Genomic DNA, 16,588 nt, shown 5'->3' with positions numbered 1-16,588 from the left:
GGCGGGGCATCGGCCTGTCGCCTGGTCACGGACACGTGGTCAAAGCTCAGCGGTCGACGGTGGGGGTTACATGCCCTGATAATTCGGGCCGCCGCCGCCTTCCGGCGGAACCCAGGTAATGTTGCCGTTCGGGTCCTTGATGTCGCAGGTTTTGCAGTGGACGCAGTTCTGCGCGTTGATCACGAAGCGCGGGCCGGTCGGCTCCTCGACCCATTCGTACACCGCGGCCGGGCAGTAGCGGCCCGACGGACCCGCATAGACGTCGTGCTCCGACGCCTTCTGCAGCTGCATGTCAGCGACCTTGAGGTGCACCGGCTGGTCTTCCTCGTGATTGGTGTTCGACAGGAACACCGAGGATAGGCGGTCGAAGGTGAGCTTGCCGTCCGGCTTCGGACCCTTGTGCGGCTCGTGCGACTTCGCCGGATCGAGCGTCGAGCGGTCGGGCTTGCCGTGCGACAACGTCCCGAACACCGAGAAGCCGAGCGTCGAGCACCACATTTCGAAGCCGGCCAGCACCACACCGACTGCGGTGCCGAACTTCGACCACAGCGGCTTGACGTTGCGGACCCGGAACAGGTCCTTGCCGACGACGGAATCGCGCCAGGCGTTCTCGTAGGCCGCGACCTCGTCGTTGGCGCGGCCTTCGGCCAGCGCCGCAGCGACGTGCTCCGCCGCCAGCATGCCGGAGCCGATCGCGTTGTGGACGCCCTTGATGCGCGGCACGTTGACGAAGCCCGCGGCGCAGCCGATCAGCGCGCCGCCCGGGAAAGTCAGCCGCGGCACCGATTGCCAGCCGCCTTCGGTGATGGCGCGCGCGCCGTAAGAGATCCGCTTGCCGCCTTCGAAGATCGGCGCCACCGACGGATGGGTCTTGAACTTCTGGAATTGCTCGAACGGCGACAGATAGGGATCGTCGTAGTTGAGGTGGACGACGAAGCCGACCGCCACCAGGTTGTCGCCGTAGTGATACAGGAACGAGCCGCCGCCGATGTTGTTGCTGAGCGGCCAGCCGAACGAATGCGCGATCCGCCCCTTGCGATGCTTCGACGGCTCGACCTGCCAGATTTCCTTCAGCCCGATGCCGAATTTCGGCGGATCCGAATCCTTGTCGAGCTTGTAGTTGGCGATCAGTTGCTTCGACAGGCTGCCGCGTGCGCCTTCGGCGAACAGCGTGTACTTGCCGAGCAGCTCCATGCCGCGCGTATAGGAGTCCTTCGGCTGGCCGTCACGGCCGATGCCCATGTCGCCGGTGGCGATGCCGCGGACTTCGCCATTGTCGCCATAAAGCACTTCGGTGGCGGCGAAGCCGGGATAGATCTCGACGCCGAGTTCCTCGGCCTTCGGCCCGAGCCAGCGGCACAGATCGCCGAGCGAGCCGATGAAGTTCTTGTGGTTGTCGAGCATCGGCGGCACCATGATGTTCGGCACCTTGAGCGCCTTCGACGCCGTCATGACGTAGAAGTGGTCGTCCTCGACATGCGTCTTGAGCGGACAGCTCTCGTCCTCGCGCCAGCTCGGCATCAGGCGGTCGAGCGCCGAAACGTCGATCACGGCGCCCGACAGGATATGGGCTCCGACTTCGGAGCCCTTCTCCACCACCACAACCGACAACTCGGGGTTGATCTGTTTCAATCTGATCGCAGCGGACAGTCCCGAGGGGCCGGCACCCACGATCACGACGTCGAACTCCATCGATTCACGGGGCGGCAGCGTTTCGTCACTCATCGTTTTTTCTCGCAGGACTCTCGGGGACGTTTCCTAGGATGTTCTTTCGCATTTTTAGAAGAAGAACAACCACCCAAATGTACCGGCTGGTTCATCTTTCCGGGCGGGCGACGGTGTTTGCGAAAATTGGTTTCGCGGTTCGAAATACACCATACAGAGACGCGCTGTTCTGTTTGCCGCATCCGGGATAAACCATCTCGCATGACACCTGATCCTGTGCCGAACCTGCGTCAATTGCTCGCGTTCTACGTAGACGCAGGGGTGGATTGCGCGCTGGCGGAAGATCCGGTCGACCGGATGCTCGACGACGTCCCTGTCGAGAGCACGACTCGTGAGGCGGCCGAGCCGCGCAGCATCGTCAAGCCGGCCTTACAATCGCCGCCGATCCCGGCATTGCCGCTAGGTGCACCGCCGGCGCCGGACGCCGCAATCATCTCGGCGCGCGAGGCCGCGGCGACCGCGCCGACGCTGGAAGCGCTCCGCGAATTGATGGCGCGGTTCGAGGGTTGCGCACTCCGGTCCACGGCGAAACAACTGGTGTTCGCCGACGGCAACCCGCAGGCGAAACTCATGCTGGTCGGCGAAGCCCCCGGCCGCGACGAGGACATCGAAGGGCTGCCGTTCGTCGGCCGCTCCGGCAAGCTGCTCGACCTGATGCTGGCGGCGATCGGGCTCGACCGCGGCAGCGTCTACATCGCCAACGTGATCCCGTGGCGGCCGCCGGGCAACCGGACGCCGACGCCGCAGGAAACCCAGATCTGCCTGCCGTTCATCAAGCGCCAGATCGAGCTGGTGAATCCGGAGCTGCTGGTGACGCTGGGCAACCCGTCCACCCAGGCGCTGCTCGGCACCCGCGACGGCATCATGCGGACTCGCGGTCGCTGGTTCGATTACGACACCGGCTCGCGGACGATCCGGGCGCTTCCGACACTCCACCCGGCCTATCTGCTGAGGCAGCCAACCTACAAGCGGCTCGCCTGGCAGGATCTGCGGGCGATCGCCACCGCGCTCGCCGCGCTGGCGCCGACCTCCTGACGAGCTATTGAGGCTGCTTCGGCCGCACGATCGCCCAGCCGATCCGCAGCAGGGGCTGACGCCCGGAAATCATCCGTTCGAACGCCCGCGGCAGCTCCGGCACGATGCCGGGGAAACGCTTGGCGATGTCGTCCGGCGGCTTGCCCGCAGTATCGGCGGCCCGCCAGACAACGACCCCGCCGTTGCGCTCGAAATCATCGCGCGTGACCCACGGGGTTCGCTCCGGCGCGGCATCGAGGAACAGATGTGGCCGTGACGGCGCCAGCGCTATCAGACTGGCGAGCTGCGGATCGCCGGCGACGGCCGGCAGCGGCTTCCCGGTGCGGCGCTCGAAGCTTTCGCCGAAGAACCGTGCGATCTCGTTCGCCGGCAGCGAGGTCGGCACCTCGGTGCGGCTGAGCCACGGCTGGACGACCGCTGCGAAGACGACCGCAACCGCCGGTGCCGCGATCAACGCCGCCCAGGCCGACCGCAGCAGCCGTTGCCGGTGCAGATTCAGCACGTTGCCGATCACCGTCATCACGGCGAGGCCGCTGAGCAGAACCGCAACCCCGGCCCCGCCGACAACATGGCCAAGGCCGTAGACCGCCGCCGCGATGGTGGCGACGATCGGCGGCACCAGCGCAAACACGTAGACGAACTGCCGCGCCAGCGGGTCGAGCGGCGGGCGCGCGATCATCGGCGCATCGTGATGCTTGGGCGCGAACCGGCCGATGTTGAGGACAACCAGCAGCCCGATGCCTGCCAGCGAGACTAACAGGCCGCCGAACAGCTGGAGTCCGAGCAGCGCGCGGTCGCCGAGCTGCGCCGTCGACGGCAGCGGCGGCAGCGCGAATTGATCGGCGCGCAGCAGCCAGATGCCATAGGGCAGCACCAGCACCGCGATCACCAGCAGCGCGAACGCCGTATCGAGCGACAGCAAGGCACGGCGGCAGCGCGCATTGGCGAGCGCGAAGACGAGTGGCAACACCAGCAGCGCCGGCGCCGCGACTGTGGTGAGCAGGAGCAGGCCGATCTCGATCGACAGCGCGAACCACGCGGCGCGGCGGTGCTGGCCGATCACCTGCCAGCCATGCCACAGCACCAGCGCCCACAGCGGGCGGGCCAGGACCAGGGGGCCGAACTCGACGCCCGAGCCGGCGAACGCAGTCACCGTGGAGGTCAGCAGCACCGCGACCACCGCGTATTGCGGGCCGACCAGGCTGCGGGCGAGCTGATACAGCGCGTAGAACGTGACGATGAAGCAAAGTTGCGCCAGCACGTAGACGCCGATGATGTGGCCGCCAGCGGCACGATAGGCGATGTCGGCGAGCCAGAACGCCAGCGGCGGACCGAGATCGGTGCCGACCTGGTATTCGCGGCCATAAGCCAGCACCATCGCAACGGCGCCGGGCGGACTGGCGTAGAACAGCGTCGGCACCAGCACCCACAGCAGCGCCTGAGCGCACACCACCAGCCAGAACACCAGCAGCGGCCGTGCGCGGATCAATTCGACGATCAGGGAGGCGAAGCGCATGTGGGGCCAGCGAAATTCGGTCTGACCGTGATAGAGCCCGGCGGCCGCACACGCAACCGGCCCTGCCGCCCTCACGCCGTGGCTTCGATCGGGATGTCGGCTTCGAACAGGTCGTGGATCTGGGGCGGCGGCGCGCCTTCGATCTTTTGCCAGGCGGCGGCGACCGGCGCGAAGAAGCGACGGTGATGCACCGTCGGCCCGAGCCGGGCCAGAGCCTCGAGATGCTCCGGCACGCCATAGCCCTTGTGAGACTCAAAGCCATAGCCGGGGCACTGCTCGGCGAGCCGACACATCAACCGGTCGCGCGAAACCTTGGCGACGATCGAGGCCGCTGCGATCGACGCGATCAGGCCGTCGCCGCCGATCACGGCCTCGCAGTCGCATTTCGTCGCCAACCGATCGCGGCCGTCGACGAACACGTGCCGGGGCATCTCCGGCAGCGCGTGCACCGCGCGGGTCAGCGCCCACAGCGAGGCGCGCAGGATGTTGTCGCGATTGATCCGCTCCGGCGACGCATAGACCACCGACACCTGCGCGGTGGCGCAGATCTGCTCGAACAGGTCCTCGCGCCGCTCCGCGCTCAGCCGCTTGGAATCGTCGAGTCCCATGGGCACGCGCTTCGGATCGAGCACCACCGCGGCGGCCACCACCGGGCCGGCGAGCGGACCCCGGCCGGCCTCGTCGCAACCGGCAATCGGCCAGATGCCGCGCTTCATCAGCGCCCGCTCACGTCGAAAGCTTGGCGGCGCCACCGCGATCACGCCCTTGCCGAGGGCCTTGGTAAGGCCCTTCGCCGAAGCGGATTTCGCGACCGCGAGCGCGGCCTTCTTCTTGGCCGGAACTTTGATCGACGTCTTGCTGTCTCGAATCATCCGGCGATGCTGCGGGCAGACGCCGGCGGGCGCAATCGGAACTGCCTATCAATTCCCGCTATTCAGCATCGTCATTCCGGAATCGTGACCCGCCGGTCGTCCCCGACTTCGATTCCGGGCGCCACCACCGCTTCCCAGACGTGGCCGCTGGGATCGGCGAAATAGCCCGCATAGCCGCCATAATGCGTCGCGGCGGCCGGCTTCAGGACGGCTGCGCCCGCCATCGCGGCGAGCGTCATCACCGCGTCGACCTCGTCGTGGCTTCGGCAGTTCCACGCCAGCGTGACGCCCCGAAAGCCGGCGGGTGCGGGGGAAGGCTGCGCCGCCTCCGCCGCCAGCGCCGCCGACGGATACAGCGCCAGCACCGACGCGCCGGTCTCGAAGAAAGCCACCTTCTCTCCGGCCGCCTGCGAGCGCCGGGCAAATCCCAGCGCCTCGTAGAACTTGAGGCTGGCGCTCATATCGTCGGCGCCGAGCGTGACGACTGTGAGCCGCGGTGTCGGTCGCTCGGCGAGCTTCATCGATTGGCCCTCTGTCACTGGCCCTCTGTCCGATCAGAACAGGCTGAGCTGCTGCCCGGCCTTTTCCGGCTTCTCGAAATGCTCCATGGTCAGCTTGGAACGGCGCTTGTTGAGGCCGAGCCTGGTGCAGGCGGTCTCGAATCTCCGGCCGATCATCCAGGCGATCGGACCGGTGCCCTTCATCCGCGTGCCCCACTGCGAATCGTAGTCACGGCCGCCGCGCATGTCGCGGATCAGGGTGAAGACGTGGCGATAGCGGTCCGGATAGTTCGCCATCAGCCATTCGCGGAACAGGTCGCGCACTTCCAGCGGCAGCCGCAGCAGTACGTAGCTCGCTTCCTTGACGCCGGCATGGGCAGCGGCATCGAGAATCCGCTCGATCTCCATGTCGTTCAGCGCCGGGATCACCGGCGCCACCATCACGGTGGTCGGGATGCCGGCGTCGGCGAGCAGTTTCAATGCCTCCAGGCGTTTGGCCGGGGTCGAGGCGCGCGGCTCCATGCTGCGCGCCAGCTTCGGATCGAGCGAGGTGACCGACAAGGCGACCTTGGCGAGCTGGCGCTTTGCCATCCGCGCCAGGATGTCGATGTCGCGCACCACCAGTGCGGACTTGGTGACGATGCCGACCGGGTGGCCAGTCTTTTCCAGCACCTCGAGAATGCCGCGCATGATCTTTCGTTCGCGCTCGATCGGCTGATACGGATCGGTGTTGGTGCCGATCGCAATCGTCTTCGGTTCGTATTCGGCCGCCGCCAGCTCCTTTTCGAGCAACGCGGGCGCGTCCGGCTTGGCGAACAGCCGCGACTCGAAATCCAGCCCCGGCGACAGCCCGAGATAAGCGTGGGTCGGCCTGGCGAAGCAATAGACGCAGCCGTGCTCACAACCGCGATACGGGTTGATCGAGCGGTCGAAGCCGATATCCGGCGACTCGTTGCGGGTGATGACCTTGCGCGCGGTATCCAGAGCCACCGTGGTCTTGAACGGCGGCAAATCGTCGAGGCTCTGCCAGCCGTCGTCGAAGGCGGTGCGCGCCTCCGCCTCGTAGCGGCCGCTGGCGTTCGACTGTGCGCCGCGACCACGCCGCCGCTGCTGATCGACCGCCGTCTCGATGGCGGGGAAAGGAGAAGGCGCGCCCACCGGCTCGGAGGGCGCCGTGACCGGCAGGCGCTTGAGGGCATTGGATGCTCTGCTCATGCGTCCAAGATAGCGAGTCGACAGAACAAAGCAAGAACAAACGTAGGTCGCGCACCATCGGTCCGCAGCGCGCTGCGCGACTTTGCCCTGATCATGGGCATCGCGCAATTCGCGGCTGATTTCGTGGCAGTGAGGTGCTAAGCGTGAGCCCATCTGTCGTCATAGGGTCACCCGCCGGACATGTTGAGCGTGATCGTTTCCACCGAAGGGGTCGAGCGGACCGCCGTCGCCACGTTGGCGTCGCTGGTGCCTGGCGCTGCGGCCGGCGTGGTCAGCGATGTCACCCTAGTCGATCGCGGTGGCAGCGACACCATCGCGCGGGTCGCCGATGTGGCGGGCTGCAACTATCTCGCCTTTGACGGCAATCGCGCCGAGGCGCTGGCCGCGGGAGCCCGTCGGGCGCGCTCGCCATGGTTGATGTTTCTCCATGCCGGCGCCGTGCTCGATCCCGGCTGGATCGAGGAGACCACGCAGTTCATCGAAGGTGTGATGGCCAGCGGCCAGCCGCGCGCCGGCATCTTCCGCTATGCCCGATCGCCGTATGCGCCGGCCGGCTGGCGGGATGGCGTGATCTCGCTGGTTCGCAGCCTCACCGGCTCCGGCGCGGACCAGGGCCTGGTGATCGCCCGCGACCATTACGACCGCCTCGGCGGCCACGCCGGCCGCGGCACCGAAGCGGCCCTTCCGCGCGATCTCGGCCGCTCTGCCCGCACCCTGCTGCGCAGCCGCGTCATCCTCGCCGCCTGATCCCCTCTCGGCCTGCTCCCGGTTCAAGCCCGGCAATATAGTTGCTCTAGGCAATCGATTTGTTGACGAAAGCAATTGATTGGGCTGTGATGGCTCCGTCGGCTCGGCCGCTCTCTGCCCCGGCGGAGCGTTCGCCTGAAATCACATAGGGAACGAAAACGAATGCAGACGCGAACCGTGCAGCAGCAGTCCGGCGAAGGCGACGAGGTGGCGCTGGTGCGGGGGTTCAACCGGTTCTACACCGCGCGGCTCGGCGTGCTCGAGCAGCGGCTGATGGACAGCCCGTTTTCGCTGACCGAGGCGCGGATCCTGTACGAGCTGGCGCACCGCGAATCCCCCACCGCCAAGGAGATCGGCACCGAATTGAAGCTCGATCCCGGCTATCTGAGCCGGATCATCCAAGGTTTTGCCGACGACGGCCTGTTGAAGCGGTCCCCCTCGCCGGCCGACCGGCGGCAGCATTTGCTGACGCTGACCGCCAAGGGCCGCGCCGCCTATGCCAAGCTCGAACGTAGTTCGCAGAACGAGGTCACCGGCATGCTGGCGGCGCTGCCGCCTGCCGAACGCAAGCGGCTGACGGCGGCGATGTCGACCATTCAGGGCTTGCTCAGCACGGGTAGCGCCGCGCCGCCGATCCTGCGCAGTCCCCGCCCCGGCGATGTCGGCTGGGTGGTGCAAAGCCATGGTGCGTTCTACGCCGCCGAATACGGCTTCGACGCTTCGTTCGAAGCGCTGGTGGCAGAGATCGCCGGACAATTTCTGGCGTCGCACGACCCAAGCCGCGAGCGTTGCTGGATCGCCGAGCATGACGGCGTTCAGGCAGGGTCGCTGTTTCTGGTGCGGGGCAGCGACGACGTCGCCAAGCTGCGGCTGCTGTTGGTGACGCCGCAGGCCCGCGGCCACCAGCTCGGACGCAAGCTGGTCGACGAGGCGATCAGCTTCGCCCGCCACTGCGGCTACCGCAAGGTCACGCTGTGGACCCAGAGCATCCTGGTCGCTGCACGCAGGATCTATCAGGAGGCCGGCTTTCAGCGAGTCGGCACCGAGCCGCATCGCAGCTTCGGCCAGGACCTGATCGGCGAGACCTGGGAACTGGCCTTGTAATGCGTCCGCGGGGCCACCAGCCGCCTCGCGTCACCGCCGAACTGATCGCGTTCCACGCCCGGCGTGGACGGGCGCTGCAGCGCGCCGCAATCGCGGCCGCCGTGCGAGGCTTGCTCCGGTGGCTGCGCGCAGCGCTGAACCGGCGGCGGTGACGGCGGGTTACGCCGCCCGGTCCGCCACCAGGGTTTCGGCGAATTGCGGATAGCACTCGGCGAGTTCATCGGTGACGCGGCCGCGCAGCAGCGCCAGCGTCTCCGCATCCGGCTCCGGCGTGACCGGCACCCGGGCGGGCGCATCGTAGTCGAACCCGGTGGCGGCGCGGATATCCTGCGCCGAACTGCCCCGATGCGCGCTGCGCAAGCAGAACCGTTTGCGCGACTTGTCGAAGTCGAACAGCGCCAGCCCGGTCAGCAGCGCGTACGGACCGCCGCTGCGATAGATTCCCTCGCTCGCCCCTGGCGCGCTGACAAAGTCGACCTTGTCGACCAGCACCCGCGGCGAATGCTCTTCGCGAAACAGGATCACCCGCGGCACCAGATAGTACATGAATGCCGAGCCGAACGAGCCCGGCCAGCGCACGCTGCTGGCCGGATAATCGCCGGTGCCAACCAGATTGATGTTGGCCTGCCCGTCGATCTGGCCGCCGCCGAGAAAGAACGCGTCGATCCGGCCCTGCGCGGTGGCGTCAAACAACTCGAACGAGCCGTTGGTGAAGAAATTGTGCTGGCGCGATCCAAGAACGATCACCCTCACCGGGTCGCGGCCGCGGCGCTCGTTGCGGGCGCGCAGCAGCATCGCGCCGGCGGCGGGGATCGGCGACGATGCGCCGACCGCGACGGTGCGGACGCCGTCGAGCAGATCGGCGATGGTGGCGATCAGGATTTCGCGGGAGGTCGCGGGCGCTGTGCTCATGCCACCGCCTCGAACTTCTGAGCGAAGCCCTGCATGTAGGCGGCGAAGCCCTCCGCGGAGCGCGCCATCTTGGCGTAACGCGCGACTTCGGCCGTGTCGGTGGTATATTCGCCGCCGAGTCCGAGCGGCCACGCACCGTTCCGGGCCTCGGAGATCGCGCCGACATACAGCGCCGGCAATACGCCGGCAGCGCTGCGCTCGTCCGCCAACAACGAGGTCTCGACGATGCGCTCGACCGTCACCAGCGTGGTCTTGGCCGCATAGGCCATCGCAGCCAGTTCGGTCTGGCGACCGATCCGAACATTGCCGAACCGATCCGCTTCCGGTGCATGGAAGATCGCGACGTCGGGCCGTATCGCCGGCACCACCACGATCGGATCATCGGGCGTGAACGGATTATCGATCACCTTCCAGTCGCTGCGCATCTTCAGCACGTCGCTGCCGATGATGCCGCGGATCGGCATGAACGGCACGCCCTTCTGGCCGGCGACCAGACCGGCCAGGATCGCCGGGCAGGTCGCGTCCTTGATCGTGAATGCGCTGCTACGAATGCCCTCGGCGAACCGCGGCGCGCCGCCGGCCTCGCCGAGCGTGATCGCGCTGGTTTCGACGGTGCCGACCAGGCCCTCGCCGATCAGCATGTCGGCCTGGATGCCGCTGATCGGGACGCAGACGAGATGCAGGTTGCGAGGGCGGGCGGCGACGATCGCGGCCGTGGCGGCCATCGCGACGCCGCCATTGTCGGACGGCAGCGCCACCGTCATGCCGTCGCGGATCTGCGCGGCGAGCGCCTCGATCGATACGATCTGACCCAAACCATCCTCCCATCGTCGCTGCGCGACTTCTGCGCGTTGTGATTGGCGGCGATGGTTCCGTGGCGCCGCACCGCTGTCAAGGCGCGGGCGCGCAGACGCTCATGAGCGAGGATCAGCTCTTGGCGCGGCGCAGGTGCTCGTCGAGCCGCGGCATGATCTCGACGAAGTTGCACGGCCGCGTGCGATAATCGAGCTGCGCTGCCAAAATGCCGTCCCAGCCGTCCCGGCAGGCGCCGGGCGAACCCGGCAGGCAGAAGATGTAGGTGGCGCCGGCAACGCCCGCAGTGGCGCGCGACTGGATGGTCGAGGTGCCGATCTTGGCCCAGCTGATCATGTGAAACGCGATCGAAAATCCGTCCATCCGTTTTTCGAACAGCGGCTCGATCGCCTCCGGAGTCACGTCGCGCCCTGTGAAGCCGGTGCCGCCGGTGGTGATGATCACGTCGACGCCGTCGTCGGCGATCCAGCGCCGGATGATGGCGCGGATCTTCTCGACGTCGTCGGTGACGATCTCACGCGCCGCCAATTTGTGCCCCGCCCCGCCCAGCCTCTCGACCAGCGTCGCGCCCGACTTATCATCGTCGAGCGAGCGCGTGTCCGACACGGTGAGCACCGCGATGTTGAGCGGGATGAATTGCTTTGGTTGCTCTTTGCTCGCCATAATCGCCCTGTCGAATCGATACCTGCGTCATGGCCGGGCTTGTCCCGGCCATCTAAGTCTTGATCACATCGCGAGACGTGGATTCCCGGCGCAAGGCCGGGCATCGGATATTCGTCGTGCGCCCGGGCCTTACAGCCGCTCCGCCGCGAAGGTGTTGCACGACTGGATGGTACCCTGCTGGTAGCCGGTCATGAACCAGCGTTTGCGCTGCGCTGCGGAGCCATGGGTGAAAGAATCCGGCACGACTTCCCGACCGGCTCGGCGCTGCAGCGTATCGTCGCCGATCGCCGCCGCCGTGGTCAGCGCCGCATCGATATCGCCGTCTTCGAGGAAGTTCGGACGTTTCTTCTTTTCGCGATTGACCCAGACGCCGGACAGGCAGTCGGCCTGCAGTTCGACCTGCACCTGCAGCGCGTTGGACCGCGCTCCTTCGCCGTATTGCCTCTGCTTCTGATTGACCTTGTCGAGAATGCCAAGCTGGTTCTGGACGTGATGGCCGACCTCGTGGGCGATGATGTAGGCGGCGGTGAACTGGCAGGCCGAGCCGGAGCAGCCGCGGAAGCGGGTTTCGACCTGCTTGAAGAACGAGGTGTCGATGTAGATCTGGCGATCCGGCGGACAATAGAACGGCCCCATCGCCGCCTGCGCCATGCCGCAGCGTCCGCCATTGGTGCGGCCGCGGAACAGCACGATCTTGGGACCGACATATTTCTGACCGCTGTCCCTGAAGATCTCGCTCCAGCGGTCATCGATCTCGCCGAGCACGCCGGAGATCATGCTGCCCATCTCGTCGGTCGGCGCGCCCTGCTTGCCGGAACGGCTGTCGGCTTGATGTTGCTGCGTCGACTGGGAAATCATCTCGGCGCCGCCGATCAGCAGCCGCGGATCGATGCCGAGCGCCCAGCCGACGATACCGAGCACCACGATTGTGCCGATGCCGAGCCCGCCGCCGCCCATCGGAAAACCGAAACCGCCACCACCCCCGCCGCCACCGTCTTGATCACGGCGGTCGTCGATATTGTCGCTGCGACGGAAGTCATCGAAACGCATCAGCCTGTCCTCGATCTGGCGGCACCGGCGATTCGGCGCCGGTCGCGGTGTGCAGCCGATCGGAAGAAATCGGCGACAATTAGCATTAACCTGCCCGGCAAATATTGCCTAGTGCACAGCGCCGCCGCCGGCAGCCGGCGCGGCATCGCGCTCGTCCGACCGGAGGCCGTGCGTAGACACCGACCGACGAGAGGTCGCACGTTCCCGATCGTGGATATGCCGGCAGAGAGAACCGTTCCTCCGGACGTTCGTTCCGTGGTCACCAAACTGCAATCCAATTAAGTCGATTTTTACTTTGCCGGGGCAATGTATCGCCTAGTCGGTTTGTTGGTCCCGCGTCGCCGACGGCGTCACATGAGTCAGGTTAGTTGAGTCATGGTTGTGTCGCGTCGCGGGGCGTCTGCAAAGGCGCCCCGCACTCAATTTGAATACGAGCCCGAGAGCAAAATCATCGTCGGTGATTGCATCGCCGAGATGGAAAAGCTCCCGGCGAAGTCGGTGGATCTGGTATTCGCCGATCCGCCGTACAATCTGCAGCTCAAAGGTGCGCTGAAGCGTCCCGACGAATCGGAAGTCGACGCCGTCGACGACGATTGGGACAAATTCGCGTCTTTCGCCGCTTATGACAACTTCACCCGTGCCTGGCTGCTCGCCACGCGCCGGATCATGAAGCCGTCGGCGACGCTGTGGGTGATCGGCTCGTACCACAACATCTTCCGCGTCGGCACGATCATGCAGGACCTCGGGTTCTGGGTGCTCAACGACATCGTCTGGCGCAAGTCCAATCCGATGCCGAATTTCCGCGGCCGCCGTTTCACCAATGCGCACGAAACCATGATCTGGGCGGCGCGCGACGAGAACGCCAAGGGCTACACCTTCAACTACGATGCATTGAAGGCTGCCAACGAGGACGTTCAGGCGCGCTCCGACTGGCTGATTCCGCTGTGCACCGGCGACGAGCGGCTGAAGGGCAAGGACGGCAAGAAGGTGCACCCGACGCAGAAGCCCGAACAGCTTCTGGCGCGCGTGCTGCTGAGTTCGTCGAGGCCCGGCGATCTGATCGTCGACCCGTTCAACGGCACCGGCACGACAGGTGCAGTCGCCAAGCGTTTGCGCCGCAACTACATCGGCATCGAGCGCGACAAGACCTACGCCGAAGCGGCGCGCGAACGAATCTCTGCGATCGAGCCGCTGCCGGACGATACGCTGAAGCCGTTCGTCACCGCCCGCGATGCCCCGCGGGTGGCGTTCTCCGAACTGATCGAACGCGGCATGATTTCGCCAGGCGCCCGGCTGGTCGATTCGAAGAAGCGGCACGGCGCCCTGGTACGCGCGGACGGCGCGATCATGCTCGGCGACAAGGTCGGCTCGATTCACCGCATCGGCGCGATGGCTCAGGGTTCGGAAGCCTGCAACGGCTGGACGTTCTGGCACGTCGAGACCAGCAAAGGTCTGCGGCTGATCGACGAACTGCGCGCCGAGGTTCGCAGCATGATGATCGCCTGACGAATCAGAGTACTTCCGGTTCTGATCGCCTCAGAACCGGAGCTCCGGTTTGTCCCCGACGCGCTATCTGAATGCGACGAGAGTCCAGTTTACAGGCGCATGCTTCAGCTTCCGCCGACAAACCGGCCTATCCGGTACTTCGGCAGCAGGGCGTCGGCTTCGGGCGAATGCTTGCGGCCCTTGGTCTTGGTGTCGTAGGCCTCGGTCGCTTCCTTGCCGCACCACGGCTCGATGATGCTCGGCCGCGACGGATGATCCGGAAGATACGCCGTCAGGTCGTAGACGCTGCCGTGGATCGCCATCCAGCAATCGTCCGGCTTGGCGTGCCCGGCGAGTTCGGCAGCGCCGATCGAACGCTCGGCGGCGGTCGCGGTGGGCTCGGTAGCCGGCGACAGTAGATCGCCGATCCAGAATCCGGCGACGGCGACCCAGAACGCGGCGGTCGAGACGTAGAACAGCTTGCGCATCATCTGAACTCGAAGTTCTCGTAGTGGACATGCCGTGCGGTGACGCCCCGGGCGGCGAGCGCGGATTTCAGCGCGACCACCAGACCGGGCGGTCCGCACACATAGCACTCGGCACCTGACAATTGGCCGGCATCGGGCAGCAGCCGGTCGAGGTCGGGAAGATCGTCGCCGGTAGCGACGGCGTGAAGCGTGAAGCGCTGATCCGACGCCGCGAGTGCTCGCAGTTCCGGCAGGAAGGCGGCATCGGCCTCGCTGCGATAGAGATACAGCAGCCGCGTCCGATGCAGCAGCGGTCCGGCGTTCAACAAAGCAACGAATGGCGTGACGCCAATCCCGCCCGCGACCCAGAATTGCGACGCCGTCTGGTGCGGATCGACGAAACCACCGAACCCGCCGATCACCCGGACCGCAACGCCGGGCTCGATCGCCAGCATCCGAGTGGTGCAGTCGCCGAGCGCCTTGATGGCGAGATGCAGTTCGTGCTGCCGTGCGATCGTGCTGACCGTGAAGGGGTGGAATTCCCCGCAGCCGCGATAGCGGTGACCGTTGCCGAACTCCGCCAGCACGAACTGGCCGGCCGCCACCAACGCCGGATCGCCGAGCGGACGCAGCACCAATTCGACGGATCGCGCAGCCAATGGCCGCACCGCCGTCACCACATAGGGCCGCGCCCCGAGCCCGAGATCGCCGCGGAGCAGCCGCCAGCCGAGGATCGCCCCGGCCACCGCGAGAATCGGCAGCACCGGCTTGTCGATGCCGAGCAGCATCAGGTGCACCAGTCCGGTCAGCACGCCGACGCCGAGCAACGCGTGCAGCCATCGCCAAGTGCCGTAGCGAATGCTTCGGATGAAGGTGGTGACGAGGCCGCCCATCAGCAGCAGCAGGCCGAGCCAGCCGGACCACACCTGCCAGCTCTCGGTGACCGGCGACAGCGTCTGCCAAGCGACTCGGGCCGATGGAAGGTTGTTGGCGGCGAGCAGCAGCGGATGCAGCAGCAGCAACACATAGGCGGCGACGCCGGCCGCGTGGTGCCAGCGATACATCCGCTCCAGGCCGCCCAGCCAGCCGGCAAGCCGCGGCTCGCGCAGCATCAGCAGCAGGCTGACCAGCAACAATCCGCAGCCGAGCCAGCCGGTGACGATCCCGGCGGCGCGGATCGGCGCAAGATCTTCAGGAAAGGCCCAGAGCGCGAATCCGGAAGGCACCGCCAAGGTCAGCAGCGGGATCGACCAACGCTGCAATACTGAACCGGCGGGCGACACCGGCTCAATCCGCCCGAAGTTTGAGATGATCGCAGAAATCGCGGCCGCCACCTGGCAGGTCGAGACCACGCTCGCGCGCCCGTTGCACCATCAGAGCGTGGTGTTCGGCACGATAAGCCTCGCATGCGGTGTAGTCGATGAAGCCTCGGACTCGCGCCTGATGCTCGATCCGCTCCTGCGGCGACATCAGCATCCAGCCGCGGGTGTTGCCCTCGCTGGCGCGCCACGGCGCCGCGGATGCCGAGGTTCCACCCGCCGCCAGACCGATGAGGTTGATCATCACGGCCGCATAGGCCGCTAAGCGGATGCTGAGCATGACCGTCATCCCGCTGCGATGCGATGCCGCAGCTTAGCGCGACCGCGACGGTTGCGATGATGATTCAGATCAAGCAGTGGGCGAGATTGGCGCGTGCCCCACCCTCTCCGTCATGGCGAGCGCAGCGAAGCAATCCAGCCTTTTGCATCAAGTCCTGGGTTGCTTCGCTGCACTCGCATCGACGAGGAAGGTCAGTGTTCGAAGCTGTTACTTCTTGTCGGACTTCTTCGCCGCCTCGCGGGCGTCCTTGATCGCCTGCTTGAACAGCGCGACGTCGAGCACGCCGGGAACCCGGAACCGGCCGACGATGAACGACGGCGTTCCCTGGAACCCGAGCGCCTTGGCCTGCGCGTCGTTGCGCTTGAGGATGGCTTCGATCGTGCCGCGGTTGGCGTCGAGATCCTTGGTGGCGCGAGCCACGTCGATGCCGCCGCTTTTCAGCGTCTCGTCGAGGTTGGACTCGGTCAGCTTGGACGGCGCGCGGATCAGCGCCTCGTGCGCCTCCAGAAACTTGCTCTGGTATTTGGACGCAAGCACCAGCTTCGCCGCATCGGTCGAGACGCCGCCGAAGATCGGCCAGTCTTTCAGCACCAGCCGAATCTTTCCGTCGTCCTTCACCACCTGCATCAGGTCCGGAGCCACCTTCTTGCAGTAGGGGCAGCGATAGTCCGACCATTCGACGATGGTGATGTCGCCCTTGGGATTGCCGGCGACCGGAATCTCGGCGTCGAACAGCACCGCATTGGTCGACAGCACGTCTTCCTCATCCGACGCCGTCGGCGCCGCCAGGATTTTGCTGGTCGCGAGCGCGGGAGCCAGCGCCAGCGCTGCGGTTACGGCCGACCGTCGGGTAATTATCATCGGTTCCAATCCTCAGGACCGCCC

17 protein-coding genes are annotated in these 16,588 nt (G+C 66.3%); 4 read left to right on the top strand and 13 right to left on the bottom strand.

Translation table 11 applies throughout. The features are described from left to right. Positions 1 to 66 precede the first annotated feature (66 nt). Positions 67 to 1,725, bottom strand: coding sequence for an electron transfer flavoprotein-ubiquinone oxidoreductase (locus tag DWA33_RS14310; protein ID WP_114358742.1), 1,659 nt, complete (start codon positions 1,723 to 1,725; stop codon positions 67 to 69). Between the two features lie 201 nt (positions 1,726 to 1,926). On the opposite strand from DWA33_RS14310, the gene DWA33_RS14305 reads away from it, so the two are divergent. After that, the gene (locus DWA33_RS14305; RefSeq protein ID WP_114358741.1) at positions 1,927 to 2,760 is read left to right on the top strand and encodes a uracil-DNA glycosylase; all 834 of its coding nucleotides are present in this window, start codon (positions 1,927 to 1,929) and stop codon (positions 2,758 to 2,760) included. Positions 2,761 to 2,764: 4 nt separating this feature from the next. Here the strand turns inward: DWA33_RS14305 and DWA33_RS14300 are convergent, their stop codons facing one another. From DWA33_RS14300 to DWA33_RS14285, 4 genes are all read right to left on the bottom strand, one after another. After that, complete coding sequence (locus DWA33_RS14300) at positions 2,765 to 4,276, bottom strand: glycosyltransferase family 39 protein (RefSeq protein WP_114358740.1); 1,512 nt, start codon at positions 4,274 to 4,276, stop codon at positions 2,765 to 2,767. Between the two features lie 71 nt (positions 4,277 to 4,347). Next, positions 4,348 to 5,148: a ribonuclease HII gene (rnhB, locus tag DWA33_RS14295; protein ID WP_114358739.1), complete on the bottom strand. Its 801-nt coding sequence runs from the start codon at positions 5,146 to 5,148 to the stop codon at positions 4,348 to 4,350. Positions 5,149 to 5,219: 71 nt separating this feature from the next. Further along, the gene (locus DWA33_RS14290) at positions 5,220 to 5,669 is read right to left on the bottom strand and encodes a VOC family protein (RefSeq protein WP_114358738.1); all 450 of its coding nucleotides are present in this window, start codon (positions 5,667 to 5,669) and stop codon (positions 5,220 to 5,222) included. Positions 5,670 to 5,702: 33 nt separating this feature from the next. Beyond that, positions 5,703 to 6,863: a PA0069 family radical SAM protein gene (locus DWA33_RS14285; RefSeq protein WP_114358737.1), complete on the bottom strand. Its 1,161-nt coding sequence runs from the start codon at positions 6,861 to 6,863 to the stop codon at positions 5,703 to 5,705. A 180-nt stretch (positions 6,864 to 7,043) separates the two neighbouring features. Here DWA33_RS14285 and DWA33_RS14280 point away from each other — a divergent pair, with 180 nt between their 5' ends. Next, on the top strand, positions 7,044 to 7,610 hold the full coding sequence (locus DWA33_RS14280) for a glycosyltransferase (protein WP_114358736.1): 567 nt from the start codon (positions 7,044 to 7,046) through the stop codon (positions 7,608 to 7,610). Between the two features lie 162 nt (positions 7,611 to 7,772). Next, positions 7,773 to 8,714, top strand: coding sequence for a bifunctional helix-turn-helix transcriptional regulator/GNAT family N-acetyltransferase (locus DWA33_RS14275; RefSeq protein WP_114358735.1), 942 nt, complete (start codon positions 7,773 to 7,775; stop codon positions 8,712 to 8,714). Between the two features lie 159 nt (positions 8,715 to 8,873). Here the strand turns inward: DWA33_RS14275 and DWA33_RS14270 are convergent, their stop codons facing one another. From DWA33_RS14270 to ypfJ, 4 genes are all read right to left on the bottom strand, one after another. Further along, positions 8,874 to 9,626, bottom strand: coding sequence for a CoA-transferase (locus tag DWA33_RS14270; RefSeq protein ID WP_114358734.1), 753 nt, complete (start codon positions 9,624 to 9,626; stop codon positions 8,874 to 8,876). After that, complete coding sequence (locus tag DWA33_RS14265; RefSeq protein ID WP_114358733.1) at positions 9,623 to 10,441, bottom strand: CoA transferase subunit A; 819 nt, start codon at positions 10,439 to 10,441, stop codon at positions 9,623 to 9,625. Before DWA33_RS14265 ends, DWA33_RS14270 begins: the two co-directional genes overlap by 4 nt. Before the next feature lie 112 nt (positions 10,442 to 10,553). Further along, positions 10,554 to 11,102 (bottom strand): molybdenum cofactor biosynthesis protein B, encoded by a 549-nt coding sequence (gene moaB, locus DWA33_RS14260; protein ID WP_114358732.1) that lies wholly within the window; start codon positions 11,100 to 11,102, stop codon positions 10,554 to 10,556. Between the two features lie 129 nt (positions 11,103 to 11,231). Then, entirely contained in the window at positions 11,232 to 12,152 is a 921-nt protein-coding gene (gene ypfJ / locus DWA33_RS14255) for a KPN_02809 family neutral zinc metallopeptidase (protein WP_114358731.1), read from the bottom strand. A gap of 375 nt (positions 12,153 to 12,527) precedes the next feature. Here ypfJ and DWA33_RS14250 point away from each other — a divergent pair, with 375 nt between their 5' ends. Further along, positions 12,528 to 13,658, top strand: coding sequence for a site-specific DNA-methyltransferase (locus tag DWA33_RS14250; RefSeq protein WP_114358730.1), 1,131 nt, complete (start codon positions 12,528 to 12,530; stop codon positions 13,656 to 13,658). Positions 13,659 to 13,762: 104 nt separating this feature from the next. On the opposite strand, the gene DWA33_RS14245 is transcribed toward DWA33_RS14250, so the two are convergent. From DWA33_RS14245 to DWA33_RS14230, 4 genes are all read right to left on the bottom strand, one after another. Then, entirely contained in the window at positions 13,763 to 14,128 is a 366-nt protein-coding gene (locus tag DWA33_RS14245) for a cytochrome b5 domain-containing protein (RefSeq protein WP_114358729.1), read from the bottom strand. Next, positions 14,125 to 15,387 carry a ferric reductase-like transmembrane domain-containing protein gene (locus DWA33_RS14240; protein ID WP_114358728.1) on the bottom strand — a complete coding sequence of 421 codons (1,263 nt, stop codon included), beginning with the start codon at positions 15,385 to 15,387 and terminating at the stop codon, positions 14,125 to 14,127. The genes DWA33_RS14245 and DWA33_RS14240 overlap by 4 nt, the downstream gene beginning before the upstream one ends. 4 nt (positions 15,388 to 15,391) lie before the next feature. Further along, positions 15,392 to 15,703, bottom strand: a complete 312-nt coding sequence (locus tag DWA33_RS14235) for a hypothetical protein (RefSeq protein ID WP_114358768.1) — start codon at positions 15,701 to 15,703, stop codon at positions 15,392 to 15,394. 207 nt (positions 15,704 to 15,910) lie between these two features. Next, entirely contained in the window at positions 15,911 to 16,564 is a 654-nt protein-coding gene (locus tag DWA33_RS14230) for a DsbA family protein (protein ID WP_114358727.1), read from the bottom strand. Between the last annotated feature and the right edge of the window lie 24 nt (positions 16,565 to 16,588).

The organism is Rhodopseudomonas pentothenatexigens (genome assembly GCF_900218015.1).
Lineage (GTDB): Bacteria > Pseudomonadota > Alphaproteobacteria > Rhizobiales > Xanthobacteraceae > Rhodopseudomonas > Rhodopseudomonas pentothenatexigens.
The sequence above is the reverse complement of the archived record's forward strand: the minus strand, read 5'-3'. Positions and strand labels throughout refer to the sequence as shown.

What these genes read in the sequence shown, in the direction of transcription:
- DWA33_RS14310 (WP_114358742.1), bottom strand. Translation starts at nt 1,725, where the DNA reads ATGAGTGACGAAACGCTGCCGCCCCGTGAATCGATGGAGTTCGACGTC.
- DWA33_RS14305 (WP_114358741.1), top strand. Translation starts at nt 1,927, where the DNA reads ATGACACCTGATCCTGTGCCGAACCTGCGTCAATTGCTCGCGTTCTAC.
- DWA33_RS14300 (WP_114358740.1), bottom strand. Translation starts at nt 4,276, where the DNA reads ATGCGCTTCGCCTCCCTGATCGTCGAATTGATCCGCGCACGGCCGCTG.
- rnhB (WP_114358739.1), bottom strand. Translation starts at nt 5,148, where the DNA reads ATGATTCGAGACAGCAAGACGTCGATCAAAGTTCCGGCCAAGAAGAAG.
- DWA33_RS14290 (WP_114358738.1), bottom strand. Translation starts at nt 5,669, where the DNA reads ATGAAGCTCGCCGAGCGACCGACACCGCGGCTCACAGTCGTCACGCTC.
- DWA33_RS14285 (WP_114358737.1), bottom strand. Translation starts at nt 6,863, where the DNA reads ATGAGCAGAGCATCCAATGCCCTCAAGCGCCTGCCGGTCACGGCGCCC.
- DWA33_RS14280 (WP_114358736.1), top strand. Translation starts at nt 7,044, where the DNA reads ATGTTGAGCGTGATCGTTTCCACCGAAGGGGTCGAGCGGACCGCCGTC.
- DWA33_RS14275 (WP_114358735.1), top strand. Translation starts at nt 7,773, where the DNA reads ATGCAGACGCGAACCGTGCAGCAGCAGTCCGGCGAAGGCGACGAGGTG.
- DWA33_RS14270 (WP_114358734.1), bottom strand. Translation starts at nt 9,626, where the DNA reads ATGAGCACAGCGCCCGCGACCTCCCGCGAAATCCTGATCGCCACCATC.
- moaB (WP_114358732.1), bottom strand. Translation starts at nt 11,102, where the DNA reads ATGGCGAGCAAAGAGCAACCAAAGCAATTCATCCCGCTCAACATCGCG.
- ypfJ (WP_114358731.1), bottom strand. Translation starts at nt 12,152, where the DNA reads ATGCGTTTCGATGACTTCCGTCGCAGCGACAATATCGACGACCGCCGT.
- DWA33_RS14250 (WP_114358730.1), top strand. Translation starts at nt 12,528, where the DNA reads ATGGTTGTGTCGCGTCGCGGGGCGTCTGCAAAGGCGCCCCGCACTCAA.
- DWA33_RS14245 (WP_114358729.1), bottom strand. Translation starts at nt 14,128, where the DNA reads ATGATGCGCAAGCTGTTCTACGTCTCGACCGCCGCGTTCTGGGTCGCC.
- DWA33_RS14235 (WP_114358768.1), bottom strand. Translation starts at nt 15,703, where the DNA reads ATGCTCAGCATCCGCTTAGCGGCCTATGCGGCCGTGATGATCAACCTC.
- DWA33_RS14230 (WP_114358727.1), bottom strand. Translation starts at nt 16,564, where the DNA reads ATGATAATTACCCGACGGTCGGCCGTAACCGCAGCGCTGGCGCTGGCT.